Origin of the sequence: Burkholderia sp. MSMB1835 (assembly GCF_001526365.1) — a bacterium.
Lineage (GTDB): Bacteria > Pseudomonadota > Gammaproteobacteria > Burkholderiales > Burkholderiaceae > Burkholderia.
Map to the genome: position 1 here is coordinate 153,225 of NZ_LOYP01000034.1, position 22,951 is coordinate 176,175.

A 22,951-nucleotide genomic window follows, 5' to 3' on the forward strand; every position below is an offset into this window, starting at 1 on the left:
ACCATTGCGCCTTTCGTCCGCCGGCGAGGCTGCGGACGGCATCGCCGAATTTTCATTGTCCCGAGCGCAACATGAGCGAAGTAACCGAATACCAGAGCTGGGTCTGCCTGATTTGCGGGTGGGTCTACAACGAAGCGGAAGGCCTGCCCGACGAAGGCATCGCCGCCGGCACCCGTTTCGCCGACATTCCCGCCGACTGGCGCTGCCCGCTGTGCGACGTGGGCAAGGAAGATTTCGTCGTCGTCGATTTCTGATTTTCCGTTCCGATCGCGGTCGACTACGCGATGCGCGCGTCGGTGTGCATTCCAAGCCGCCGACGCGCCGCGCGTTTGCTATACTCTGCGCGCTGTCCACACCGCCGTCCGGTTCGCCATCTCTTGCGCGAATGCCCGGACTTGGCTCTCCCCGTAGTTCAATGGATAGAACAAGCGCCTCCTAAGCGCTAGATACAGGTTCGATTCCTGTCGGGGGGACCAGTCATGCTCCCAACCATCCCCAAGATTCACAAGAAATCGCCCGTTTAAGCCCGTCTGGCGGCCTTCTCGCGCCCATCGTTACCCAACGTTGCTCAGTGACAGCCAGAGAAAGTGTTGGTATTTTTGTTGGTATCAGCAGATACCAACAACACAGATACCAACAATGCCTCTCACTGACATACAGGTGCGCAACGCGAAGGCCAGCGCGGCCCCGTACAAACTCACGGACGGCAACGGGATGTTCTTGCTCGTCCAACCGAACGGCGCGAAGTATTGGCGCTTGTCCTATCGCTTCCTTGGCAAGCAGAAGACGCTCGCCCTCGGCGTCTATCCGGCCGTCACGCTCGCGACTGCACGGAAGAAGCGCGATGAGGCCCGCGAGCAGATCGCGGCCGGCATCGATCCGGGCGAGGCGAAGAAGGACGCAAGGCGGGCCGCCGAGATCGCGGCGGCCAACTCATTCGAAGCGGTAGCCCGCGAGTGGTTCGACTCCCAGCGCCCGGGCTGGAGCGACGGCTACGCAGAGAAGGTGCTGAATTCGCTTGAGGTCGACGTGTTCCCGAAGATCGGCCCTCGCCCGATCACTGAGATCGACTCGCCGCAGATGCTCAGCATCGTTCGCGAGGTCGAGGCGCGCGGAGTGCGCGAGACAGCGAAGCGGATTCTCCAGCGCTCTCGCGCGGTCTTCCAGTATGGGATCATGACGGGACGATGTTCCAGGAACCCGGCGGCCGACATCGATGCGCAGACGGTCTTGAAGAAAGGTCCCGGCGTGCAGCACATGGCCCGCGTCAAGGCGACAGAGATTCCGCAACTCATGCGCGACATTGACGCCTACCAAGGCGACCTTGTTACCCGGCTCGCGCTCCGCTTGATGGCTCTGACCTTCGTGCGGACAACGGAAATGATCCGTGCAGAGTGGTCAGAGTTTGACGAGCCCGCAGCGGAATGGCGCATTCCGCCTGAACGCATGAAGATGCGCGACCCGCACATCGTGCCCCTATCGCGGCAGGCGCTCGACGTGCTCGCCCAGCTTCGCGCGCTCAATGGCCAGCATCGATTCGTGTTCTACAGCGTGCAAGGCCGGAGCCACATTTCGAACAACACGATGCTCTATGCGCTCTATCGCATGGGCTACAAGTCGCGGATGACCGGGCACGGCTTTCGAGGGCTGGCGGCTACGGCTCTGCGTGAACTTGGCTTCGGCCGGGACGTTGTAGAGCGCCAAATGGCACACGCCGAGCGCAATCAGGTGACAGCCGCGTATGTCCACGCTGAATACCTGCCGGAACGTCGGCGAATGATGCAGGCATGGAGCGATCACCTCGACCGCCTCACGACGGGGGCGGAGGTCCTGCACATCGCATCAGCCCGATAGCGGAACGGGGCCGCCCACATCACTTCGCGCACGCCTTTCCTTCAACCCCATCGATGGAAGTGCGCACTCTTTAATGACTCACCGAACTCCGAGACGCCTGTTGCTCAACGTCGCGATTGCTGCGTTACGCCCGTTGCGTTCTATCCAGCGCCTTTGCCAACATGCTAACGAAGCTTAGGTACTCGACTGCGCGCTCCGGGTGATCTTGGGTAATGCCATGTGCACGTGGATTGCGAAGCGCCATCATCGCCCCTTCGTACAGGTGCATCATCCCCTCCTGCTCGCTCTTTTCGCTGTCGTTTTGTTGATCATTGAATTTGAGGATTGGCGCTTTCGGGCTGAAGACCAAGCGCATTAGCGCCGTACCGGTCACATCCGGACGCATACTTCGGAACTGCACCAGCATATCCAGCACCTTGCACGCGGTTTCGACCGCCTGTGCATAATGGCCGTCCTCGAAAAGCTTCGAACACTCGCGCGCTATGTCCGCATGTAGATCAAGATCACCGAAACTACGGCGTGCCTTACTCGCGGGCGTTTCCGCCCCGTCTTCTAGGTTTTCTTTGAATAGGTCGATGATGCTTTGCAGGTTAGCCGTCTGCTCGGCTTTACCCAAGTTGAGGCCTTGTCGCACCTCATGCAGCGGAAGCTCGGACCCGAAGTAGATGTTGCCTCTGTCGATACTGCGCGGTCGATACCGGGAGAACTCGACGGTATCGACGCCGAAAACGTCGGCTATTGTCTGCTCCAGTTTTTTATCCATGACACCGATTCGTGGATCATTCCGTGCGTTGACCGTCGTCGGATCGAAGTCCCTCAATTCGGCGATTCTGCGCTCAAGTTTCGGAATCGCGGCCCGCATCTGATCGGGCGTAAGGTTGGCCTGCCGAGGTTGTGCGGGCTGGGCTTTTCTCGTCACCATTTGGTCTCTCTTGCCGCCGTTGATTTCCGATGATCATAGCAGGCGTCATCCCCTGCTAGCCCGACACCCTCCGCGACGATATGCCCCCCTTGTCGCGCACCTCCCACCGACTTTTCAGAGTTGGCACTGCACTGCCGGCTCCCTGCATTTCGGTATGAATATGACCCCCCTTAGGCGGACCGGGAGTAGGAAAAACACGCGGGTGTGAGCCCCCGCGTCTTTGCCCTAGACGCAGGGTCCCCCGCTTTCCGCCCGCCCCGACACTTGCGGCCGGCGCAACAATGCCCGATCGGGGCGCATCGCGGACACCCCCCTCAAAAACGCGTTGGCGAAGCACCTCAAATCCCGGAGAGCCGCGCCCCGTCTGGCTTCGCGATCGATACAGGCGATCGACGCCTGTCCGCTCAGTACAAAACGAGTTGGAGATTTGGAGATAAACGCCTGAATCGGCCGCAAAGCCTTGTGGGGTAAGGCTTCGTGTGTCTCCAAACGATTTGGAGAACGCTGGAGATACTGGAGATAAACCGGGCTGGATTGTTACGGTTGAGGCAAGATTCGCGGCAGCCGCCCGCCCGGTTCCGTCTGGAGCGTATCGCTCAAAGTAACTTTGACGCACCGCCCAAAAATGCCGCGCAAAGGAATGCCCGCCACCGCCCTCCCGGACGGCGGCGGTGCATTTCATAGCTCAAGCGTGAAGATGGACGGCAACACGCGGTAGACCATGAATTTCCCGTGACCGGGGATGTACTCCTGCCGGTACGGATAGCCGTCGCTACGCGGCATCAGCACGCCTCGCTTCATCAGTGCCTTGGCGACGATCTTGTGATCGAAGCCGGCGCACACGTCCTTGCGGAACACGGCCGCTTCGATCAGGTATTCCGTCTCGACGCTTTCGGCATCGTCGGCGCTCATCTTGCCGCCGAACTCGGCGTAATACTCGCGATCGGAGGCGATGGGCGTGCGCCGCTCGTCGCGCTTCACGTGCTGCTTGAAGCCCGCTCGATGCGGCACGTTCGGACGATGGTCGTCCTGCGCCCGGTTCATCCACACGAAACGGTTGTCGCCGTGTGCGGCGAGGAAATGCTGTACCTGCCGCACGGCTTCCGCCTCGTCCGAGTTGCCGGTGCCGCCGCGCAGTTCGAGCCAGCCTTCGAAGCAGCGACGCGCGGCCTCGACCGCTTCGCCCTGCGGCCAGCCGGTCAGGCCGTGCGCCGTCGCCAGCTCGCCGGCCACCGCAACAAGGCAGAACCGCTTTGCGACACGCGCGACCTGCGAATGCGAACCGTCCGGCACCCATTGCCCGACCAGCTCGTCGACGCGCATGCGCAGATGCTCGGCCAGCTCGCCGGCCTGCGACGACGCCCATTCGATGAACGCGGGGCCGGCCGTGCCGTAGTGCATGCCGGCGTGCCGTTCTAGATGCTCGATCAGCGCGGCCGGCGTCGGGAAGCCGTGCAGCTTCTCCACGACGCCCATTTCGCCGACCTCGGCCGGGATCGCGGGCAAGCGCACCTCGATACCGCCTTTCATCGGCTTGTTGCCCTCGGCCATCAGCGCGGACACGCTCTTTTCGCCGTTCGACAGGAACAGCAGCCGCCACGTGAGGACCGGCTTTGCCGAGCCGCTACGCGACGCGCGGGCCTTGCCCGACTCGTTCGCAAGCATGTAGATCACATCGCCAACCAAGCGCGGCTCGACTTGCCCGATTTCATCGAGAATCAGCAGCGCGTCGCTATGCTGCGTGGCGACGGCTTCGAGGGCGTTGTCGGTTGCCTTCCAGCTCCGCACATAGTCCGGCGAGCCGAACACGGACGCGGCGATGACGCCGCCCGTCGACTTGCCTTTCGACGTTGTGCCGAGCAGGTGGAAGCCGCCCGACTGAAGCCCAGAGAAGTGCAGCAACGGACCAGCGAAGGCGGTTGCGACGCAGAACAGCAGGCGGCTATTGCCGACGCAGTAGGCTGCGACCTCGCGTTGCCAGTCGTCCAGCGTGCCGCGCTCCTTGAACTGGCTCTGGATCGGCGTATCGGCCTGATAGATCAACGCCTCTTTGCCGGTGCCGATGACGCGGTCAGGCAGCACGAACGCGCCGTGATGCCAGCCGACGCGCGGCACGCAGCGCACACGCTCGTCCGGCTGCGCCATCTGCACATAGTTCGCGATCTGCGTGCGGGCGATCTGCGTGACGCCGAGCTTCACGCCCATGTCGAGCAGCATGCGGCGCAGTTCCGTACCGTCGCCGGCAAAGAGGCCGGCCGGAACCGCCCATCGTTTCAGGATGCCGTCGCGATCGGTAAATTCGAGCAGGTAGCCCCACTCGCTGTTCATCTCGTTGCGCGTCTCCGCAATCACGTCGATCCGCGTGCTGACCCAATGCGGCGGCAGCGGATCGCCCTGATTGTTGAAGCCGTGAAACCACACGCCCTTGTCGTCGACAACGAACCGAGACTTGCCGTCCTGAGCGCGGGCCGTTTTGGGGCGCTTGGTGGGCTTCGCGGCGGCTGGAGCGGGCTTGCCCTTGCCGGCATCCGCCGAGCCGGTCGGCGCGAGCGCAGCGCGCACGGCGGCGGCTACCGCATCCGGGCCGAGGTGCGCAGCCAGGTCGTTGAAGTCGGTGCCGGCTGCCGGGCGATTCGGACCGAAGTCGGGCACCGCGACGATGCCGGCGACAGCCTCGGCCGCCGCGCGAGCCTTCGTCACGCCCGGATTGCCCTTCGTCGTGTGGTCGTCATCGGCGCATACGACGATACGAGCGGCCGGATACTGGCCGCGCAGCGCCGTCGTCACGGCGTGCAGGTTGCCGGCGTCGAAAGCGACAGCGGCCGGATATCCGGTCGCGGCCGCGAGCGTCGCGCACGTGGCGTAACCCTCGCCAATCAGCAGCGTGGACGGCGCGGAAGATAGCGGACCGCCGATCAGCGAGAAGCAGCCCGCCTTGCGGCCGTTCGGCAGATAGCGCTTTTGGCCGTCCGTCAGGACAAACTCCAGCGTCCACAGCTTACCGTCCGCGTCACGCGCCGGGATGACGAGTGCGCCGTCGCACGCAGCCGTGCCGATGCACAAGCCGCCGCGATAGACGCGCAGCGCGTCGACCGGGATGCGCTTGCGAACGAGATACGGATGATCGGCCGGCGCGGGCTCAGCCGCCGACCAGATCGATTCGGCAAGCTCCGACGCGGCTTGCTGTTTCTCGGTCAGCTCGGCCAGCTCGGCCGCTTCGCGGGCCGCGCGCTCGGCCTTCTGCCGCTCGCGCTCCGCTGGATCGACGGGCTTGGCCCGATGCGCGCGCGGATCGAAGCCGCCGGCCTTGGCGAGGTGAAACAGCGTGTTGATGGTGATCTTGCCGCCCTTGAACGACTTCCACACATCACGCGCGTCCTTGCCGTTGTAGTTCTGCGCGCCTTGGCTCCATTCGTTCCAGAGGGCGAAGCCCTCCTCGTCAAACTCGGCCTTGAGCGCCATCCCCACCTGACGCCACGTATCGCGATCGTCGGGCGGGACATAGCCGAGCGCGACTCTCGCCCGCTCGAATTCGGACATGGGTGCGTTACTCATAGGTTCCCACTGGACGCGCATCGGTTGGCTTCCGATTAGTAGTCCATATCGGGCAAGCAGCTACCCGACGCGCGAAGAATTGAATGATTCGATGATGCCTAGCGCCGCAGCGTCAGCCGGCCGCGCGAGGCACCGACAGAACGGCCCCGCCGGCCGTGACGTCGTTGCTGTAGACGTAGCGGCCGAGCCGCGATTCGCCAAGGGCGTCATTGGCCGCCTCCAGCGCCGCGCCGATCGACGGAAGGGACGCGCGGAACAGGCTCAGGACAAGCCAGTAGTCGTCATCGGACATGGCCTTGTCGGCCGCCCAATGCAGGCTGTCCAGCAGCTCCATTGCATCGCTGATGCGCGTGCCGATGCGGTTGCCGTCCGGCCGGTTCACCTCGGCCACGAAGTGCGACGCGAGCGGTTGCACGGCATTCTTGTTCGTCTTTGCCATGGCGGCCCCTCAGTGCGTCGTGCGCGGTTCGCGCGTGACAAGGCCGAGCGCCGCAAACAGGTGTTGCTGCACCCGCCCCATCAGGCCGGCCGCGAACGCTTGGCGGCTGATCGTCACGCGGTGCGCGTCGACGTCGCCTGCGTCCTGCATGGCGGCTTCCATGCCGCGCGCAAAGGCGGCGGCTTGATGGGCCGCGTAGTCGTGCAGCCGCACTTCGCCTTTCAGGTCGAGCCATGCGTCGGCGCAGATCGCGCCAAGGTCGACGGCGAATTGCAGCTCGATCGGTGCGCCGGTATCCAGCGGCGGTGCATTGTCGAATCCGTCGACAACCGCGGTTCGGATGCGCTGGTCAGTCATGGCACACCTCCGGCTGCGCAGTACGGCGCATTTCGGCCGAATAGCGGCTCGCAACGCTTTGCCCCATGTCGACGAGCGCTCGCTCGTAGGTGCCCTCCGCAAGATGCGAACGGACAGCATCGAACAGGGCTTCGAGCTGGGCGAATTGATGGGCCGCACACATGGCGATCATCGTGACTTCGTTCGGCAGGCGGTATTTAGACATGGCGCACCTCCAGAATCGACGCGAGGAGGTGCCGGACGTCGATCGCGCAATCCAGCTCCGCTTCGCCGCGAATCGGCGTGAGGTTCCAGTCAAAGACGGCCGCGTGCGCGAAATCGCCAGACCGGCGACCGCAGACGCTACGCCCCGAGACGGGGCCGCCCAAAATCCGCACACGCCAATCGTGGTCGGGCGTCGGCCGAGCCGATGCCACCTCAACCAGCATGCCGATACGCGAGCGCGCATCGCACTTCGTGACGATCGCCAGGTCGCCAATCTTGCAGCGCAGCTCAGCCATGACGCACCTCCGCACGGACGAGCGCTGCGATTGCGGCCAGTGCCGCACCGGTTGCGTCGAGTGCGTCTTGATACGTGTTGGCGGTTGCCGCGTCGCGCAGCGCTGCGCGGACGATGGATTGAATGAGATGGGATTGCGGCCCGGTATGGGCGTGCGTGGACTGGCGCATTGGGTGCGACCTCCGTTTGTTGCGGGTTGAACCCCGCTCCCCATCGCCAAATGGGGTGAGCGGGCGCAAGGCAGGGTTGGCGAACCGGTACAAACGGAAACCGGCCGACCCGAAGGTCGCCCTACCAAGGCCCGCCCATTGATCGTAGAGGCGCGCGAAGGCATACGGACGTAAAAAAACCGCACAGAGGCGGTCGTCCGCCGTTTGATTCTCGGGTCGCCAAACCCGGTCGCCGTTGTCTCAGCGACGCCCACAGGATACTGCGCACGGCCCGGATGCGCAAATCGAGGTGGGCGCGAGCCGGAGCGGCCGTCACGCAACCATCGTCCCGAGCCATCAAAGTGACTTTGGCGGACGATCATGCCGCCACCTTCGGATCGAGCATGAAAATGGCTTCCTTCAGCAGCCGGACGGCATGCTTGGCGCGCGTCGGCATCCGAACCGCGTCGCGCTCGAAGACGCCAGCAGCGGTAACGATCATGCATGCGGCATCGCGCCGCACACCCTGCTCCGTACACTGGAGCACGTCGCTAAACAGTTCGTGCAGGCGAGAGAGTTCACAATCGTAGAACTCCGCGTCGGCTTGCTTTTTGGTTTCACGCGCCACTGCACGTGCATTCGTTGCGTTCGTCATCACGCGCCCTCCGTCACATTGCCCGCGACATCAGCGGCACGATAGTTCAGCGGATCAGCGAGATAACGATGGGTCTCTCTGTTGTCAAAAACAGTGCAACGCAGAGTCAGACGGATTGCGGGCGGGAAGCGCCCCTCCCGCTCAAGCTTGCGGACGGTCTCGCGAGACAGGCGGACGAAGGGACGCAGATCGGCCCATTTGGAAAAGCCATCGAGCGGCAGAGTCACCGGGGCTTGCGTTGCGAATGCGTTCTTTGCGGACATTTGTGCTCCCTGAGCGTAGCTGTGCCACCATCGGCACAAACGGGAGCTTGAAGCACCAAACGCGACCGACGTATCGACAATCGCGTTTAGCACCATTCAAAACAAGACTATCGTTGCGTGAATCGCGTTTTACCAATTCACGTGGCAAGCCAAGCCCGTTTCAGCTTGCGCACGTGATCAGCCGTGACGCCGAAGCGAGCCGCAATATCTGAGCAAACGTTGCGCCCCTGAAAGTCCTCACCACTACGCCGACGCCTGTTAAATTCTTCGACGATCTTTGTATTCTTTGCACCAGCAAGCCGTGCAGCCTGAGCCGGTTTGATGGCCTTTTGCCTTTCCCGCATGGCCTGATCTTGCCGCTCTCGTTGTTCAGCTTGGAGCTGCGCCAAATGCGCCTGCGACATGTCGCGCTCTTCAGCATGCTCGGCAAGCTGATCGTGCAAAGCATTAATTCGTTCGAGCAGTGCAGATTCGGTTTCACGGCGCGCGTACAGCACCACGCCTTCCAACGTACGGCTATTAAACAACTCATGCTTCATCAGCTCTTGCGCCGTGCGCAGATCACCCTCGTCAATGCACTTGACGAGCAGGCCGGCCAGCAAGGCCATCGCCTCCCCAACCGGCACATCGCGTGGAATGATGTCTTGCATCCGCCCGAATGGACTTTCACCGTCCTCCGCAGCAAAAGGCTGAGACGCTCGGTGTTTTGCGTCTATGGCGGCGAAAGAGAGAATGCTTCTTCTGACACATTGCCGCGAGCGTCGTGAACGAAAACCGGCGCGTGGCTTGTGTTTGAGAACTGGACTAGGTGTCTTTATACGTAGCAATAGCGCACCCTTCTGTGCGGCCTTCACGAAGAACGCCGAGCCAGCCGGTGAAGGTATCCGGTTTTCAGGTGGCCGCCCTAGGCTCGACGAGCCACATTTTCTCACGACTTACTTCGCCGGTTCGGCATCTTCCACTACCCGCTTCAACTTAAGAACGACCGGCACAACTTCACGGTCCAAAATCCGTTCGCGGGTATAGATAAGACTTGGCCCATCCGGGTCATAGGTCAATCCAGCGAACAACACCGTTTCCATTACGTGCGGTGATTCCTCCGCAAGACGAGCGTAATTTCTGACCGTCCAACTGAGGACAGCTCGATGCAAACCTTGCATGCCCGTATTACGTTCGGTGCGATGCTGCTTCAAACCCATAACGTTGAGCAGCATTCCGAGCACGCGGGTGCTCTTGTAGTTCACGAATTTATCCATTCGCGTCACTTCATTGAGCAGTTGGCGCTTCAGTTTGAAGCTGACGATTTCTGCCGCGGTACCTTTCGGATATCGGCCTTCGAAAAAGTTGCTCCACACGTCGTTGTGCTGCACGGACCAGCATAGATCGCGCGGCTTCTGGATAAGCGACGCGTGGACTATCAATTCGAACATCAGATCCGCGACTAAGTCACATACATCCTTCCCATAATCCTCCTCACGACGCCTCAGGGTCACATGGCGCGCGTCAACGTGCCCGTCCATGAGCTTGATGAATTCGAGTACAAACTTGACCGCAACATTAAGCTTTCTGACTTCGTCGTGCTTCCATGCGTCCGTTGCAGCGCCATTGAGCTTACGGAGATTCATCACGGAATTCTCGATGTCGTCGAACGCGCGACCAAAAACCGGCGGGTACTCCCACAGGTTGCCGCTCGCAAAGTAATCACGTGCGGTAACCAGCAGCAGGCGGCAATACGCTTTCCATTGCGTTGCGTCCCATTGCCATTGCTCCTCATAGTGGACATCGAATACCTCGCCCAACGACTGAATTGCGACATACTCCCCATACAACGCAGTTGTGATGGGCTTTGCATAGCCAACGATACCAGTCTCATACCCCTCAACTTCGTGATATGCGAACGAGTCCTTGTTTGCGATGGCAGCGGCCGTAAAATTTCTTGCAAACGTGCCGAGAGGCACCCGATAGCGCTTCTGATCGCGAAGTTCCGAGAACAATGCAAGGACAATGACAGGAGACGCCATGACAGCCTGACGGCAAAATTTCTTATCCGCGATTAGCAGGAGCGCCTCGTATGCACACTGGCGGACTAGAAAGCGGCGATTTGGCTTCTTACCCTCGACCGGAGACATCGCCTTTGCGAGGCCGAGTTCCTCCATTTGCCAGGAATGCCGGACTAGCGCGCCTGCAGAGCGCGCGAGTTCGTCTGCGATTACTGGCAGTTGCTCCTGCGAACCTTGAAGGACGACGCGGTACAGTTCCCGGGTAAAACGGAAAGCGTTCAGTCGACCATAGATTGGCGGCTTGATGAATGCGAAGTACACCCAGACAACAAAATTCGCAAGAAAAACAAGCCCGAGTAACGCCTGCCAGCCGGCTGGGCTGATTACTCTTCCGACCGGAACGACCCATTGTTCAGCACGCCACCAGTCGGTAAGCAGCGTTAGCAGGCCGACACCGCCGACCACTGAAAACGTGACCGTCTCAAGCGGTATGGGTGCCGTGGCAATGCGGAACTTGTATCGTGCGTCGGCAATAGTCCAAGCCAAGGCCATGAGAGCAACGGCGGCAAGATACTCAGAGAATCCGAAGAATTTCGGATCGTCTCTTTGAAGGTGAGCAAAACACACCGACCAATAGCAAAGGTTTGGCATTGGCTCTATCTCCGGGACCTTTGCCGACATGGTATCAGGCGCATTCATTGGCCCCCCATCGCGCAAGGTACCTAAGCAGTCAGGCGCAAAGCTCCCAAACTCCAACATAGCCTGCATGTCCGAAACCGAACCCTTTCGGACATAGGCGATCACATATGTCCGAAAATATGGCTCACGACGTTTCGGACATAGGATATTATTCGGACATCCTTTTCGTACGCAACGAGTGCGCAACATGTCACGAACCTTCGCGTACGCCCGCGTTAGCACGACCGATCAGACAGCAGCCAACCAACTCCGAGAAATTGAGATGGCCGGGTTCTCCGTCGACAACCGCCGAATAGTCGCAGAAAGCATTTCGGGTAGCATCAGCGCAGCTCAGCGGCCGGGATTTGCAGAGTTGCTCCTGAGAATGGAGGAAGGCGACGTGTTGATCGTGACGAAACTCGACCGCCTTGGTCGAAACGCAATGGACGTACGCGCGACCGTCGAGGCTTTGGCCAAACGCGGCATCCGAATTCATTGCCTAGCACTCGGCGGTGTTGATCTGACGAGCGCGGCCGGACGTATGACAATGCAAGTATTGAACGCAGTGGCCGAGTTCGAGCGCGACCTGCTGATCGAGCGGACGCAAGCCGGCATAACACGCGCAAAGGCCGAAGGGAAAGCGATGGGCCGTCCGCCTGCACTGAGCAAACGCCAGCAAATCGAAGTGCGTCAACAACTTGCCAACGGCGCGAGCGTCGCAAGTCTCGCGAAGCGGTATGACACAAGTCGGCAGACGATTATGCGGATACGCGATGTAGCGTAAAGCCCTGTCGGCCAAAGTAACTTGTGACAGGCCTCACGGCCTGCCATCTAAACCCGTGATCACGTTATCGCGGTAGTGGGTAGATCGCGAGCAACGTTGCATCGTCAAGCTCGAAATGTGGATGTGGCCTAGCCGGCTGAAAGGTCTCCGTCCCCATCGGTCCGGGCATCCGAATCGGTTCTCCCGACCGCAACTCCTGCCGCTTCATCCTCAGATGCTGCTTTGTCCGCTCATCAAGATCCATATGCATGTTCCAATCGAAGAAGCGCAAAGCATAGAGCATGATTTGGGCCGATGACGAGTGCGTTTTCCTCGGCTGACTTATAACGTCGTCGAGTGCACGCACGCCGGAAGAGCGGCGGCACGGGAGATTCTTTGCGCGCGGCGTCCCAGATCGAGGTGCGACACACGAATGGTGAGCGCACGCGATGCTTCCGAGATGTAGCTCCAACTTTGTCTTCAAAAAATTGGAGTTCTGGAGATACACTTGGAGATAACTGAAGCCTTGCCAGACAAGGCAGACAGACCGAAACATGTGATTGTCTCCAAATCTCCAACGATGTTCGCTTTCTGTCGCTCCGGAACTATGCACTTCGGATGCGGATACCCGGACCTGTCTCCGGGCTTCGGCCAACTCCGGGGTTCAGGATCGACGAAAGCACCGGCTTTTGGGATGGCGATTGCGAACTTGGCTCCGACTGGACTACCGACACGGATATTTCGCCATGTACATAACGAAAATAGACATATCAAACTATAGAAGCTTCGCTGATGCCACCGAAATTCCCTTGCAACCCGGAATGAATCTTCTACTTGGCGAAAATAATTCCGGAAAAAGCACGGTATTACAGGCGCTATCATTTGACTCAATAGCATACGAACCCCACCTTTCCCTAAAAACAAAACCATCACCTTCAAGCGCAATAAGAACAGAGCAGCGAATCGGAATCGAAATCTCAATCGAGAAATCGGAAGTTTGGAAATATCTCGGCGAGCAGGCACTCCTCCCGATTCCATCATCCGACATGATTCCGTCACTCGACTTCCCTAACTTCCTGAGAGAAACAGACTCCCTGGACATTGGATTTGAATTACTTCGCAAAGAATCCAACGTTCAGATCGATTTTTTTCTCGCAATACAGGGACAAAAATTTAGTGCCGGCCGTGCTGCCAATCAAATGATCATGGCTTACCGCTGCCCACCCGGGGAAAACCTCCAAGGGGGAGCGATATCAAACTACGGCACTTCAGCGATATCAACATTAATTGACACCCAATGGAATTCATTCAAAACAAAGCTTTATAAGTTTCGCGCAGAACGGTTAAATGTTTACAGATGCCCATTTGGAGCATCGACAATTCTTAATCCAGATGCGAGCAACCTCGCCGAATGTCTTAACTCCATGCAATCTCAACAGCCGGATCTTTTTGAGGAGTACGTCCGGTACGTCAATAAGATTTTCCCAACCGTCCACCGTATACAGTCGGTCGCAGTTCCAAACAATCAGATGCTTGAGATTAGAACGTGGCTAACTCCAGCAACCAGCCGCCGATTCGATCTCTCTATACCCTTGTCGCAAGCAGGTACAGGCGTCAGTCAGGTTTTGGCGATCCTGTACGTGGCTATGATTTCACTGGAACCGATAGTCATTGGCATCGACGAGCCGAATAGTTTCTTGCATCCGAAAGCAGTGCGATCACTACTGCAAATACTTAATACACTGACAATACGTCATCAATACATTATCACCACACACTCACCGGAAGTAATTCGCTCGTCCGCCCCAGAATCCATTGCTGTCGTGCTTAACAACGGCGGAACTTCATTGGTGCAAAAACTTGATCCATCCAATATTGAGCATATTAAAGAAGGACTAGCAAGCATCGGCGCCCGACTGTCTGACGTATATGGTGCAGACGAGATACTCTGGGTAGAGGGAGAAACTGAGGAACTAACATTTCCAAAGATCGCACTTCACGTAGCAAACTTAGAAATGGTTGGCGTTGCGGTTTTGAAAGTTAACGCTACCGGCGATTTTGATGGCGGTCGGCGCGTGCGACCTCGGATGGTCTTTGATACCTATAAAAATTTGTCGAATGCCGGATCACTAATCCCTCCGGCAATTGGGTTTATTTTCGACAAAGAAGAACGCAACCAAAGAGACATTGACGATTTAATTAAGGAATCTGGCGGATCAGTTATCTTCCTTGATCGCCGCTGCTATGAGAATTACCTATTACACCCCGACGCAATATCCAGCACCTTGTCATCCAGCATCGGCATCCCCATTGATACCGACAATGTAAAAAAATGGATAATCGAAAATGGAAACACGCAAAAATACATCGACCCAGCGGCGTCCATCGGCAAACAAGAGCACCCTTGGCAATCACTCGATTGGCTTCAACGCGTGAACGCCCCAAAACTCCTGCGAGATATATTCGCTTCTATCCCCGAACAACCAGAGGAATACCGAAAAACGACGCACTCCGTCGCCTTAACCGATTGGCTGCTGGCCAACGCGCCTGATCAGCTGACGCCCATTGCAGACTTACTCAAGGGTTGCTTCTCGGCTACGGGCGAATAGATCTGCTCGCACTTCGAGGCGGCTATCAGCCGCCTTCCTCTTGCAATCCGGCAAGCCGACATCGTATGTTGGTACTTTTGTTGGTATCTATTCGAATAGACCGCCTGTAACCTCGCATGTGTAAGCCAATATGAATTCTGTCGGGGGACCAGCCAAGCTCTAACTCCCCCAAGATCCACAGCCTCCCGCTCAAGCGACGACCACCGTAAACTCGACCCCCGACTCGAAATCCAGCGTCGTGGTCGAAAAACGCGGATCCTCGTCGAGGTAAGTCTTGTACGGTCGAACGGCGTCCTCGGCCGTGTACATATTGTCGGCAAGCACGATCGCCCCCGGCCGCAGCAGGCGCTCGATCTGCCTGAACAGCTTCAGATAGGCGTCAGCCCATACGTCGATAAACACCATGTCGACAGTCCCGGCCAGTTCGGCAACCGTCTCGAATACATCGCCCTCCCGCACGTCGACATAGGCATCCAGCCCCGCTGTTTCGACGTGAGCCCGCAGGCGCGCGCATTTGAGCGCATCACGTTCGGTCGCGATGACCACGCCACGGCTCAACGTACGCAGCGCGTCGGCAAAATACAGGGTCGACACGCCGCAGGAACTCCCGAACTCGAGAATTCTCGCCGATCGTTGCGACAGCACGAGGTTGCGCAGGAATCGCCCCGTCTCCGCCGACACGGCCAACGACAGCGCACCGCTTTCCGACGATTCGAAATCGTCGCTGAACAGGCCGAACGTTTCGAGAAAGCGCCCTCGCAGCCGGGGCGCGAGCGTTTCGTATTCGTCGACGAGCGTCGGAAACGCCTCATTCGGCCCCTGGAACTGCGCGCGGGCCCGGGTGATGATTTCGCTCCGACTTTCTTCATGAAGCCGTTGCAAAAGAACGTCGATGGTTGAAGCCAAGTGCATTCCTTGACGAGATTGATCAGGTGAACGGCGGATCCAGCGGCTGCCATCCGTCGGACTGCGAGCGATACCGCGCCGTCATCGGCGAGCCCGGACGACGCTATGCCCTTCTGGCAAGCGTGATCGCCCGTTCGGGACACGCCGTCACGCATAGCCCGCATGAGCGGCAGGCTTGCGCATTCGGCGTGTAGGCGACTTTCATTCCATGCACGCGCAGTTTCAAGCGATGCATCAGCCCGAGGTCGAGGTAATCGGCCTGATCGATGCGCCGCACCTCGAACACGTTTTCCGGGCAAACGGCGACGCAATCCCCCTTGCCTTCGCAACGTTTCAGGTCCACGACCGGCGCGATCACCCCCGCCTTCTGCTTGCAGTCGTCCGTTGATTTTTCGCGCATGTTCACTCCTCCGGACGCCGGTCGCCGCGCGATCGCCATGCGGCCCGGACATGCTCGCGCTCTTCGGGTGTCATGGCTTCCCACTTGCGCCAGTGGCGCCGGCCGTGCCAGCCGCGGTGTCCGCGAAATCCGCCGAACAGGATGCGGCTCAACACGAGCAGCCCCAGCGCATGCGCGAAGTCGATCGTCCGGGCGCCGACGAACAGCGCCGGCATCACCCAGTTCCACAGCATCATGACGATCCATCCGAGCACGCCTATGGCGACCACCACGAGCAATGCCTTGCCCGCACATCTGATTCGAAAATTCATCCGTCGACTCCTCTAGATATCCAGTTCGTCGTAAATGGGTTGCAGTCGAGCACGCAGATGCAGGACCGCGTAGCGTTTGCGCGCCAGCAGCGTATTGAGCGTGACGCCGCTTTGCGTGGCCATCTCCTTGAAGGACAGCCCCTCCAGTTCGTGTGCGATGAAAACCTCGCGCTGATTCGCCGGCAACTCGTCGAGCGCATCCTGCAACGCCTTCAGCAACAGCGTGCGTGCGTAGCGCGCTTCAGGGCCGGCGTCGTGCGCCGGTAACGCGAGATCCAGGCGATACTCGCTGTCCGCTTCGTCGTCGGCATCGAGCAGATCGGTCAGCGGCTGCTCCTTCTTTTTGCGGAAACGATCGATGATGCGGTTGCGCGCGGCACGGAACAGCCACGCACTCGCCTGTTCGATCGGCGCAGGAAGTCGATAAGCCTGGACGAATTCGTGAAGCACATCCTGCAGAACGTCCTCGGCATCGTCCGGGTCGCGTATCCGGCGCCGAATGAAGTTCCCTAGCCTCGTTCGTTCACGCATCACCGTCGCAGTGATGTCGCGGTCTGGGTCGGTCATCGTTTGCGAAGTGGGTGGCGGTTCCATGCGTCTGAAGACGTTTCAGGCGCGCGAATATTGTGGCGAAGATGAAAATTTTCCGGCCGTACGCGTCGGTTTCCTGCGCGGCAGTCGTTTCAAGGAACAGGCCCGATATGAGATCGGGCCGTCTTCGCACGAATCGTTTGACTCTGCGCACCGACCCAAGTACACTTCGCGCCGCGGGGTGGAGCAGTCTGGCAGCTCGTCGGGCTCATAACCCGAAGGTCGTAGGTTCAAATCCTACCCCCGCAACCAAATACCGAAAAAAAAGCCCGCTTTGCGAAAGCAAGCGGGCTTTTTGCCATTCAGCGGTCCGCGATATTGCTGACGCTCGCAGGCGGCACACGGATGATGTATGCAATCGAGCATTCACTACGATATGCGACACACGCGCGCACCTCGCCCGTTCGCCGCCGACATGCACTGAACGTTGCGTAGAATTCCGAACTTTCTTCAGTTCAGCACACGGACTTCGCCCATGCTTCGGACGATCGCGGCGCTCGCCGCGCTATCAACGACGATCGGCACGGCCAACGCCGCCGACACCGACACGGCCTCCGCCGAACAGCGCTACGTCAGCCCGGGCATCGCCAACGTCACCGCGTCGGCAGCCCCGCGTCCGGACAACACGTCCCTCGACACCCGCTGCCGGGAACTGGCCGCCGGCATCGACGCGGTCACGCACTCGCCCGACCGCGGCCAGAAGGTCGTGCGCGGGATGGGCCCGGACGGCAAGCCGCGCAACGAACTGCGGGCCTACGACAAACGGGCCGACCTGGAAGCCGAGCACCAGCGCGTCGGCTGCCGATAGCGAACGACGACGAACCCACCGTCACCCGGCCCGCTCACGCCGCGCATCGGCGTTTATGCATTCGCGCCGCCGTCGATCGTCAACCCGGTCCCGGTGATCGACCGCCCTTCCGGCCCGACGACGAACGCCACGAGCGCAGCCACGTCGTCGGCCTTGCCGTACTGCTGAATCGCCATCCGCGAACGCTGCGCATCGGCGTGCTCGCCATCGGCCGGATTCATATCGGTATCGGTGGAGCCCGGATGCACGATGTTCACCGTGATGCCGCGCGAGCCGAGATCGCGCGCGAGCCCTTGCGTCCAGCCGATCAACGCGGCCTTGCTCGCCGCATAGAGGCTCATCCCCGCATCGGGCACGCGCGTCGCGAGGCAACTGCCGGTCGACACGATGCGCCCGCCCTCCCCGAGATGACGCGCCGCCGCCTGCGACGCGACGATCACCGCACGCACGTTCACGTTCAGCGTCGCGTCGATATCGTCGAGCGTGAGCTCGTCCAGCGCGCCGGCCCGGAAAATCCCCGCGTTGTTGACGAGGATGTCGAGGCCGCCGAACGCCTGCGCGGCACGATCGACCGCGTTGCGCACGGCCACCGGATCGGCGCTGTCGGCCTGGATCGCCACGGCGCGACAGCCCAGCGCTTCGATGCCGGCGACGACGGCCTGCGCCCGCTCGGCCGATTTTTCATACGTGATCGCCACGTCGGCGCCGTCGGCCGCCAGCCGTTTGGCGATCGCCGCGCCGATGCCGCGGCTGCCGCCGGTGATGAGTGCACGCTTGCCCTGAAGTCGGTTCATGTCGGTTCCTTTCCTCATTTGTGTAACGACCGACACAGAATGATGGAAGTTGCGCCGCACAGTCAATTGATTTATTTTATCGATCGATACAGATATCGACGAAGGGACGAACGCAATGGCTGAACGAGGCCGACCGAGAAGCTTCGACAAGGAAGCGGCGCTGGATCGCGCGATGGAGGTGTTCTGGCGTCTCGGCTACGAAGGGGCGTCGATGACGGACCTGACGGCCGCGATGGGTATCGCGTCGCCGAGCCTGTATGCGGCCTTCGGCAGCAAGGAAGCGCTGTTCCGGCAAGCCCTCGAGCATTACCGCGCAACCGAGGGGCGGGAAATCTGGGGGGGCGTCGAACGGGCGGCCAGGGCGTACGACGCCGTGCGGAACTACCTGATGGATACCGCACGCGTGTTCACGCGGCGCGCGAAGCCGGCCGGCTGCCTGATCGTGTTGTCGGCGCTGCATCCGGCCGAACGTTCCGACATGGTCCGGCAAACGTTGATCGCGATGCGCGAGGGCACGGTCGACGCGCTGCGGGAACGCCTCGCGCAAGGCGTCGCGACCGGCGAAATATCGGCGCACGCGAACCTCGATGCGATCGCGCGCTACTACGTGACGGTTCAGCAGGGCATGTCGATCCAGGCACGCGACGGCGCGAGCCGCCGCGATCTGGAGGCCGTCGCACAGGCCGCGCTGGCCGCCTGGCCGGCGCTCGTCGGCGCGCGCGGCGCGGCCGGCGCGACTGGCGGATAGCGGCAGGACGCCGCCGGGAGATTACTGCTTCGCGGCTTGCTGCACGTCCTTCGACGCATGCCACACGCGATAGCGCACGTCGAAGCCATCCGGTACATACACGACGAGCGGCAGACGGCTGTTGTAGCGCAGCAGCTGACCGTCGCCGCGCACCTGCACGAAGCGTTGCTGCGGCGCCTGGCCCGGGCACGCCATCAGCGTCGATGCCGGCCCCTTCACGTCGGTGAGCCGGTAATACGTGTAGCCCCAGCCCTTCACGTCCTCGGCGGTCAGCTCGCCGCCGAACCACTGCTGGTTGCAGTCGGTCTGCAGCGTCTTGCCGATCATCAGCTCGACGCGCGCATCGCCCTCGTTCTCGAGCGCGGGCAACGCGATCACGGCGCGCTGCTGACCGGCGGCCGCCTGCGGAAACATCTTGATCGACTCGGCCGGCACGGCGGGTGCGGATGCCGGCGCGGCCGCGCATGCGGCGGCCGTCGTCACGCAGCAGGCGGCCAGTGCGGCCCGGATCGCGAATTTCATCGATGTGCTCCTGAAAAACAAATGAGCCCCGGATGCTAACACTTTCGTCGCAAGACCTTACGAGGCTGTAATTTGGCGACACAATTGCAAACAGCCGGCAATCCCCGGGCGCGGTACTTATAGCGGAACCAACGGAGAACATCATGCTGAAGCTCATTGCCGCCGCCGGCGTCGCCACCCTGCTGGCCGGCTGCGTCGTCGCCCCGGACGCCGGATACGGCTACGGGCAGCCCTACTATTCCGATCCCGGCTATGCGTACGCCCCGTCGCCCGTGTACGGCACGGTCAACATCTGGGGCGGTGGCGGCGGACGCGACTGGGATCGCGGTCGGCGCGACTACCATCACTGGGACGGCGATCGCGGCAACCGCGGCAACGGCTGGTGGCGCGGCGGCGGACGCCGCGGCGACTGGAACGAAGGCGGCGGTGGCGGCGGACACGGTCGCGGCGACGGTGGCGGTCATCGCCACTGACGCGCAATTGCAACCGTTTGTATCCACGCACGGCCCGCCGATGACCGGCAGCGCATCGCACCGGCGACCGGACGGCCACGCCAAAGACGAAGGCCCTCGCATCGAGCGAGGGCCTTTCGTCGTCCGGCCGGGCGAAGCGAGCGTCGGCGAGGGCGTGGCCGCCCGGCACCGAACCCGCTCGCGCGCCGCCGCTTACCAGCCGGCCGGTTGCACGTAGCCGCCCTGCTGCACCGGCGCCCCGCACACATACGCACGCTGGTAGCGGTCGTAGCAATAGTTCGGGCCGTCGTCCTGGTACTGCGCCTGCTGATAGGTCGGATAGGCAGGCTGCTGGTACGCGGGCGCCTGGTAGTAGGTCGGCGGCTGATAGGGCGGCGCCTGGTACGCGGGTGCCTGATAGGCGACGGGCGGATTCATCGCCGACGTCACGATCGCACCCAGCACCGCGCCGCCGATCAGTGCGCCGATGACGGCGCCGCCGTCGCGGCCATGCGCGGACGCCGGGCCCGCGACCGCGAGCGAACCGGCAAGGACACATACTGCGGCAATCTTTTTCATGATGGACTCCCACGCGAAGTGGTACTGGATGCGATGCATTGTGGCGGTACGCGGCCGTAATAGATGCAGCAAGTGGTAACGCGCGATTACCGGCATCGCACCCGGCGAAACGCGCCGTCGCCGTGCTACGATTTTCGGCATACAGGAGACGCCGTCATGCAGCCCGAAACCGCCCGCCGTTTCGATACCGAATTCGCACCGCGCATCGCGCAGGCCATCGCCGCGTTCTTCGCCGATCACGTGCAGACCGACGTCGTCCCCTATGGTGGGCACGGGCATCCGACGCGCGTGCAGATCCGCAGCGCGCCGCACGAGCACGTGAGCGGCTTCGTGCATCCGCTGAATCTCGAACTGACATGGGACACCGACGAGATCGAGCGGCTGATGGAACCCGACGGCCCGCAGCGCTTCGAGCACTACCTCGCCGCGCTGCCGAGAAAGCTCGGCGCGTGGCAGGGCGCGCGCGACATCGATCTCGCATCGCGCACGCAGGCCGACCCGCTCGTGCGGCTCGGCGGTCTCGACTTCGAAGGCTGAATGCGCGCGCCAGCCGGCAGCCGCACGGCTCGGCGTCGCGCGATGCGGCCCGGTGATACACTCGACCGGCCCCGTCCCGGTGCAGCCGCGCCGGCCGGGTCGTTCATCGCCGCCTCCACCCCTGCACATGGTTGCGCACGCAACCGGCAAGCGGGCGCGCGGACAACCATGCTCTCGCTCCCGTCATGAACGCCGATACCGGCCTGCCGCTTCCGCAACGCTACTGGGCGATCGTCTGCGTCGCCCTGGGCATCACGCTCGCCGTGCTCGACGGCGCCATCGCGAACGTCGCGCTGCCGACCATCGCGCGCGACCTGCGCGCGTCCGACGCCGCGTCGATCTGGATCGTCAACGCGTATCAGCTCGCGGTCACGATCACGCTGCTGCCGCTCGCGTCGCTCGGCGAACGTATCGGCTATCGCCGCATCTACATCGCCGGGCTCGCGCTGTTCACCGCGGCGTCGCTCGGCTGCGCGCTCGCCGGCTCGCTGCCGATGCTGGCCGTGATGCGCGTGATCCAGGGGTTCGGCGCGGCCGGCATCATGAGCGTCAACGCGGCGCTCGTGCGGATGATCTACCCGTCGTCGATGCTCGGGCGCGGGCTGTCGATCAACGCGATGGTGGTCGCGCTGTCGTCGGCGATCGGGCCGACGGTCGCGTCGGCGATCCTGTCGTTCGCGTCGTGGCCGTGGCTCTTCGCGGTCAACGTGCCGATCGGCATCGCGGCCGTGCTCGGCAGCCTGCGCGCGCTGCCCGCCAACCCGCTGCACGATGCGCCGTACGACTTCCCGAGCGCGCTGATGAACGCATGCGTGTTCGGCCTGCTGATCACGGCCGTCGACGGGCTCGGTCACGGCGAAGGTCATGCATACGTCGCGGCCGAACTGGCCGTCGCGTTCGTGGTCGGCTATTTCTTCGTGAAGCGTCAGTTGTCGCAGCCGGCGCCGCTCCTGCCGGTCGACCTGATGCGCATCCCGATGTTCGCGCTGTCGGTCTACACGTCGACGGCGTCGTTCACGTCGCAGATGCTCGCGTTCGTCGCGCTGCCGTTCTGGCTGCAGAATTCGCTGGGGTTCTCGCAGGTCGAGACGGGCCTCTACATGACGCCGTGGCCGCTCGTGATCGTGTTCGCCGCGCCGCTCGCGGGCGTGCTGTCGGACCGCTATTCGGCCGGCATGCTCGGCGGGATCGGGCTCGCGCTGTTCGCCGCCGGGCTGCTGTCGCTCGCGACGATCGGCGCGCACCCGGGCACGGTCGACATCGTGTGGCGGATGGCGCTGTGCGGCGCGGGCTTCGGGCTGTTCCAGTCGCCGAACAACCGCGCGATGCTGTCGTCGGCGCCGCGCGAGCGCAGCGGCGGCGCCGGCGGCATGCTGAGCACCGCGCGCCTGACGGGCCAGACGCTCGGCGCCGCGCTCGTCGCGCTGATTTTCGGGCTCGCGCCGGACCGCGGGCCGACGATCGCACTCTATGTCGCCACGGCGTTCGCGGCGGTGGCCGCGGTCGTGAGCCTGCTGCGCATCGCGTCGCCGCGGCCGGACACGGCGGCCTGACACCATC

Annotated in this window: 27 protein-coding genes and 2 tRNA genes; 11 read left to right on the top strand and 18 right to left on the bottom strand. The window is 61.7% G+C overall.

Features of this window, described 5'->3' with window-relative positions; genetic code table 11:
* Positions 1-71: 71 nt before the first annotated feature.
* From WS96_RS15100 to WS96_RS15110, 3 genes are all read left to right on the top strand, one after another.
* A complete protein-coding gene (locus WS96_RS15100; protein ID WP_034190709.1) occupies positions 72-254 on the top strand; it encodes a rubredoxin in 183 nt (60 codons plus the stop codon).
* A 147-nt stretch (positions 255-401) separates the two neighbouring features.
* Positions 402-476, top strand: a tRNA-Arg gene (locus WS96_RS15105).
* A 163-nt stretch (positions 477-639) separates the two neighbouring features.
* Positions 640-1,854 carry a tyrosine-type recombinase/integrase gene (locus WS96_RS15110; protein WP_059833451.1) on the top strand — a complete coding sequence of 405 codons (1,215 nt, stop codon included), beginning with the start codon at positions 640-642 and terminating at the stop codon, positions 1,852-1,854.
* Between the two features lie 124 nt (positions 1,855-1,978).
* Here WS96_RS15110 and WS96_RS15115 read toward each other — a convergent pair whose 3' ends face one another.
* The 11 genes from WS96_RS15115 to WS96_RS34055 all read right to left on the bottom strand — a co-directional run bounded on the left by WS96_RS15115 (position 1,979) and on the right by WS96_RS34055 (position 11,497).
* The gene (locus tag WS96_RS15115) at positions 1,979-2,776 is read right to left on the bottom strand and encodes a TIGR02391 family protein (protein WP_059833452.1); all 798 of its coding nucleotides are present in this window, start codon (positions 2,774-2,776) and stop codon (positions 1,979-1,981) included.
* A 678-nt stretch (positions 2,777-3,454) separates the two neighbouring features.
* Positions 3,455-6,316 carry a DUF927 domain-containing protein gene (locus WS96_RS15120; protein ID WP_059833455.1) on the bottom strand — a complete coding sequence of 954 codons (2,862 nt, stop codon included), beginning with the start codon at positions 6,314-6,316 and terminating at the stop codon, positions 3,455-3,457.
* A 127-nt stretch (positions 6,317-6,443) separates the two neighbouring features.
* The gene (locus tag WS96_RS15125) at positions 6,444-6,770 is read right to left on the bottom strand and encodes a hypothetical protein (RefSeq protein WP_059833457.1); all 327 of its coding nucleotides are present in this window, start codon (positions 6,768-6,770) and stop codon (positions 6,444-6,446) included.
* Between the two features lie 9 nt (positions 6,771-6,779).
* Positions 6,780-7,127, bottom strand: coding sequence for a hypothetical protein (locus tag WS96_RS15130; protein WP_059833459.1), 348 nt, complete (start codon positions 7,125-7,127; stop codon positions 6,780-6,782).
* Entirely contained in the window at positions 7,120-7,332 is a 213-nt protein-coding gene (locus WS96_RS15135; protein WP_006765346.1) for a hypothetical protein, read from the bottom strand. Before WS96_RS15135 ends, WS96_RS15130 begins: the two co-directional genes overlap by 8 nt.
* Positions 7,325-7,627, bottom strand: a complete 303-nt coding sequence (locus WS96_RS15140) for a hypothetical protein (RefSeq protein WP_059664705.1) — start codon at positions 7,625-7,627, stop codon at positions 7,325-7,327. The genes WS96_RS15135 and WS96_RS15140 overlap by 8 nt, the downstream gene beginning before the upstream one ends.
* Positions 7,620-7,796, bottom strand: a complete 177-nt coding sequence (locus tag WS96_RS33670) for a hypothetical protein (protein ID WP_124475393.1) — start codon at positions 7,794-7,796, stop codon at positions 7,620-7,622. Before WS96_RS33670 ends, WS96_RS15140 begins: the two co-directional genes overlap by 8 nt.
* Positions 7,797-8,154: 358 nt before the next feature.
* Entirely contained in the window at positions 8,155-8,430 is a 276-nt protein-coding gene (locus WS96_RS15145) for a hypothetical protein (protein WP_082720260.1), read from the bottom strand.
* On the bottom strand, positions 8,430-8,693 hold the full coding sequence (locus tag WS96_RS32435; RefSeq protein ID WP_082720261.1) for a helix-turn-helix transcriptional regulator: 264 nt from the start codon (positions 8,691-8,693) through the stop codon (positions 8,430-8,432). The genes WS96_RS15145 and WS96_RS32435 overlap by 1 nt, the downstream gene beginning before the upstream one ends.
* A gap of 137 nt (positions 8,694-8,830) precedes the next feature.
* Positions 8,831-9,343, bottom strand: a complete 513-nt coding sequence (locus WS96_RS15150; RefSeq protein ID WP_059833463.1) for a hypothetical protein — start codon at positions 9,341-9,343, stop codon at positions 8,831-8,833.
* A gap of 285 nt (positions 9,344-9,628) precedes the next feature.
* Positions 9,629-11,497 (bottom strand): hypothetical protein, encoded by a 1,869-nt coding sequence (locus WS96_RS34055; RefSeq protein WP_179949942.1) that lies wholly within the window; start codon positions 11,495-11,497, stop codon positions 9,629-9,631.
* Between the two features lie 82 nt (positions 11,498-11,579).
* Between WS96_RS34055 and WS96_RS15160 the strand changes: the two genes are divergently transcribed.
* Together WS96_RS15160 and WS96_RS32440 are read left to right on the top strand one after the other, a co-directional pair.
* Entirely contained in the window at positions 11,580-12,155 is a 576-nt protein-coding gene (locus WS96_RS15160; RefSeq protein ID WP_059833465.1) for a recombinase family protein, read from the top strand.
* A 725-nt stretch (positions 12,156-12,880) separates the two neighbouring features.
* A complete protein-coding gene (locus WS96_RS32440) occupies positions 12,881-14,743 on the top strand; it encodes an ATP-dependent nuclease (RefSeq protein ID WP_082720262.1) in 1,863 nt (620 codons plus the stop codon).
* 189 nt (positions 14,744-14,932) lie between these two features.
* On the opposite strand, the gene WS96_RS15170 is transcribed toward WS96_RS32440, so the two are convergent.
* The 4 genes from WS96_RS15170 to WS96_RS15185 all read right to left on the bottom strand — a co-directional run bounded on the left by WS96_RS15170 (position 14,933) and on the right by WS96_RS15185 (position 16,954).
* A complete protein-coding gene (locus WS96_RS15170; protein ID WP_156443636.1) occupies positions 14,933-15,655 on the bottom strand; it encodes an O-methyltransferase in 723 nt (240 codons plus the stop codon).
* Between the two features lie 97 nt (positions 15,656-15,752).
* Positions 15,753-16,049, bottom strand: coding sequence for a 4Fe-4S dicluster domain-containing protein (locus tag WS96_RS15175; protein ID WP_059833469.1), 297 nt, complete (start codon positions 16,047-16,049; stop codon positions 15,753-15,755).
* Positions 16,050-16,051: 2 nt separating this feature from the next.
* The gene (locus WS96_RS15180; RefSeq protein ID WP_059833471.1) at positions 16,052-16,360 is read right to left on the bottom strand and encodes a hypothetical protein; all 309 of its coding nucleotides are present in this window, start codon (positions 16,358-16,360) and stop codon (positions 16,052-16,054) included.
* 12 nt (positions 16,361-16,372) lie between these two features.
* Positions 16,373-16,954 (bottom strand): RNA polymerase sigma factor, encoded by a 582-nt coding sequence (locus WS96_RS15185; protein WP_080747809.1) that lies wholly within the window; start codon positions 16,952-16,954, stop codon positions 16,373-16,375.
* 172 nt (positions 16,955-17,126) lie between these two features.
* Here WS96_RS15185 and WS96_RS15190 point away from each other — a divergent pair.
* Positions 17,127-17,203 (top strand) — tRNA-Met (locus WS96_RS15190).
* A gap of 223 nt (positions 17,204-17,426) precedes the next feature.
* Complete coding sequence (locus WS96_RS15195) at positions 17,427-17,759, top strand: hypothetical protein (RefSeq protein ID WP_059833473.1); 333 nt, start codon at positions 17,427-17,429, stop codon at positions 17,757-17,759.
* Between the two features lie 53 nt (positions 17,760-17,812).
* Here WS96_RS15195 and WS96_RS15200 read toward each other — a convergent pair whose 3' ends face one another.
* Complete coding sequence (locus WS96_RS15200; protein WP_059833475.1) at positions 17,813-18,553, bottom strand: SDR family NAD(P)-dependent oxidoreductase; 741 nt, start codon at positions 18,551-18,553, stop codon at positions 17,813-17,815.
* 115 nt (positions 18,554-18,668) lie between these two features.
* On the opposite strand from WS96_RS15200, the gene WS96_RS15205 reads away from it, so the two are divergent.
* A complete protein-coding gene (locus WS96_RS15205) occupies positions 18,669-19,301 on the top strand; it encodes a TetR/AcrR family transcriptional regulator (protein ID WP_059833477.1) in 633 nt (210 codons plus the stop codon).
* Positions 19,302-19,322: 21 nt separating this feature from the next.
* On the opposite strand, the gene eco is transcribed toward WS96_RS15205, so the two are convergent.
* Positions 19,323-19,823 (bottom strand): serine protease inhibitor ecotin, encoded by a 501-nt coding sequence (eco, locus tag WS96_RS15210; protein WP_059833479.1) that lies wholly within the window; start codon positions 19,821-19,823, stop codon positions 19,323-19,325.
* Between the two features lie 143 nt (positions 19,824-19,966).
* Here eco and WS96_RS15215 point away from each other — a divergent pair, with 143 nt between their 5' ends.
* Positions 19,967-20,296: a hypothetical protein gene (locus tag WS96_RS15215; protein WP_059499109.1), complete on the top strand. Its 330-nt coding sequence runs from the start codon at positions 19,967-19,969 to the stop codon at positions 20,294-20,296.
* Between the two features lie 192 nt (positions 20,297-20,488).
* Here WS96_RS15215 and WS96_RS15220 read toward each other — a convergent pair whose 3' ends face one another.
* Positions 20,489-20,893, bottom strand: coding sequence for a hypothetical protein (locus WS96_RS15220; protein WP_059833481.1), 405 nt, complete (start codon positions 20,891-20,893; stop codon positions 20,489-20,491).
* Positions 20,894-21,010: 117 nt separating this feature from the next.
* On the opposite strand from WS96_RS15220, the gene WS96_RS15225 reads away from it, so the two are divergent.
* Positions 21,011-21,391 carry a DUF5594 family protein gene (locus WS96_RS15225; protein ID WP_059499107.1) on the top strand — a complete coding sequence of 127 codons (381 nt, stop codon included), beginning with the start codon at positions 21,011-21,013 and terminating at the stop codon, positions 21,389-21,391.
* 185 nt (positions 21,392-21,576) lie between these two features.
* On the top strand, positions 21,577-22,944 hold the full coding sequence (locus WS96_RS15230) for an MFS transporter (protein WP_059833483.1): 1,368 nt from the start codon (positions 21,577-21,579) through the stop codon (positions 22,942-22,944).
* The last annotated feature ends 7 nt before the right edge of the window (positions 22,945-22,951 follow it).

Coding starts and splice junctions, on each gene's coding strand:
- WS96_RS15130 (WP_059833459.1), bottom strand. CDS start 7,127: ATGACTGACCAGCGCATCCGAACCGCGGTTGTCGACGGATTCGACAAT.
- WS96_RS15115 (WP_059833452.1), bottom strand. CDS start 2,776: ATGGTGACGAGAAAAGCCCAGCCCGCACAACCTCGGCAGGCCAACCTT.
- WS96_RS15220 (WP_059833481.1), bottom strand. CDS start 20,893: ATGCATCGCATCCAGTACCACTTCGCGTGGGAGTCCATCATGAAAAAG.
- WS96_RS15110 (WP_059833451.1), top strand. CDS start 640: ATGCCTCTCACTGACATACAGGTGCGCAACGCGAAGGCCAGCGCGGCC.
- WS96_RS15175 (WP_059833469.1), bottom strand. CDS start 16,049: ATGCGCGAAAAATCAACGGACGACTGCAAGCAGAAGGCGGGGGTGATC.
- WS96_RS15100 (WP_034190709.1), top strand. CDS start 72: ATGAGCGAAGTAACCGAATACCAGAGCTGGGTCTGCCTGATTTGCGGG.
- WS96_RS15195 (WP_059833473.1), top strand. CDS start 17,427: ATGCTTCGGACGATCGCGGCGCTCGCCGCGCTATCAACGACGATCGGC.
- WS96_RS15225 (WP_059499107.1), top strand. CDS start 21,011: ATGCAGCCCGAAACCGCCCGCCGTTTCGATACCGAATTCGCACCGCGC.
- WS96_RS15145 (WP_082720260.1), bottom strand. CDS start 8,430: ATGACGAACGCAACGAATGCACGTGCAGTGGCGCGTGAAACCAAAAAG.
- WS96_RS15160 (WP_059833465.1), top strand. CDS start 11,580: ATGTCACGAACCTTCGCGTACGCCCGCGTTAGCACGACCGATCAGACA.
- WS96_RS15180 (WP_059833471.1), bottom strand. CDS start 16,360: ATGAATTTTCGAATCAGATGTGCGGGCAAGGCATTGCTCGTGGTGGTC.
- WS96_RS15150 (WP_059833463.1), bottom strand. CDS start 9,343: ATGCAAGACATCATTCCACGCGATGTGCCGGTTGGGGAGGCGATGGCC.
- WS96_RS33670 (WP_124475393.1), bottom strand. CDS start 7,796: ATGCGCCAGTCCACGCACGCCCATACCGGGCCGCAATCCCATCTCATT.
- WS96_RS15140 (WP_059664705.1), bottom strand. CDS start 7,627: ATGGCTGAGCTGCGCTGCAAGATTGGCGACCTGGCGATCGTCACGAAG.
- WS96_RS15205 (WP_059833477.1), top strand. CDS start 18,669: ATGGCTGAACGAGGCCGACCGAGAAGCTTCGACAAGGAAGCGGCGCTG.
- WS96_RS32435 (WP_082720261.1), bottom strand. CDS start 8,693: ATGTCCGCAAAGAACGCATTCGCAACGCAAGCCCCGGTGACTCTGCCG.
- WS96_RS15185 (WP_080747809.1), bottom strand. CDS start 16,954: ATGGAACCGCCACCCACTTCGCAAACGATGACCGACCCAGACCGCGAC.
- WS96_RS15200 (WP_059833475.1), bottom strand. CDS start 18,553: ATGAACCGACTTCAGGGCAAGCGTGCACTCATCACCGGCGGCAGCCGC.
- WS96_RS15170 (WP_156443636.1), bottom strand. CDS start 15,655: ATGCACTTGGCTTCAACCATCGACGTTCTTTTGCAACGGCTTCATGAA.
- WS96_RS15135 (WP_006765346.1), bottom strand. CDS start 7,332: ATGTCTAAATACCGCCTGCCGAACGAAGTCACGATGATCGCCATGTGT.
- WS96_RS15215 (WP_059499109.1), top strand. CDS start 19,967: ATGCTGAAGCTCATTGCCGCCGCCGGCGTCGCCACCCTGCTGGCCGGC.
- WS96_RS15230 (WP_059833483.1), top strand. CDS start 21,577: ATGAACGCCGATACCGGCCTGCCGCTTCCGCAACGCTACTGGGCGATC.
- eco (WP_059833479.1), bottom strand. CDS start 19,823: ATGAAATTCGCGATCCGGGCCGCACTGGCCGCCTGCTGCGTGACGACG.
- WS96_RS15125 (WP_059833457.1), bottom strand. CDS start 6,770: ATGGCAAAGACGAACAAGAATGCCGTGCAACCGCTCGCGTCGCACTTC.
- WS96_RS15120 (WP_059833455.1), bottom strand. CDS start 6,316: ATGTCCGAATTCGAGCGGGCGAGAGTCGCGCTCGGCTATGTCCCGCCC.
- WS96_RS32440 (WP_082720262.1), top strand. CDS start 12,881: ATGTACATAACGAAAATAGACATATCAAACTATAGAAGCTTCGCTGAT.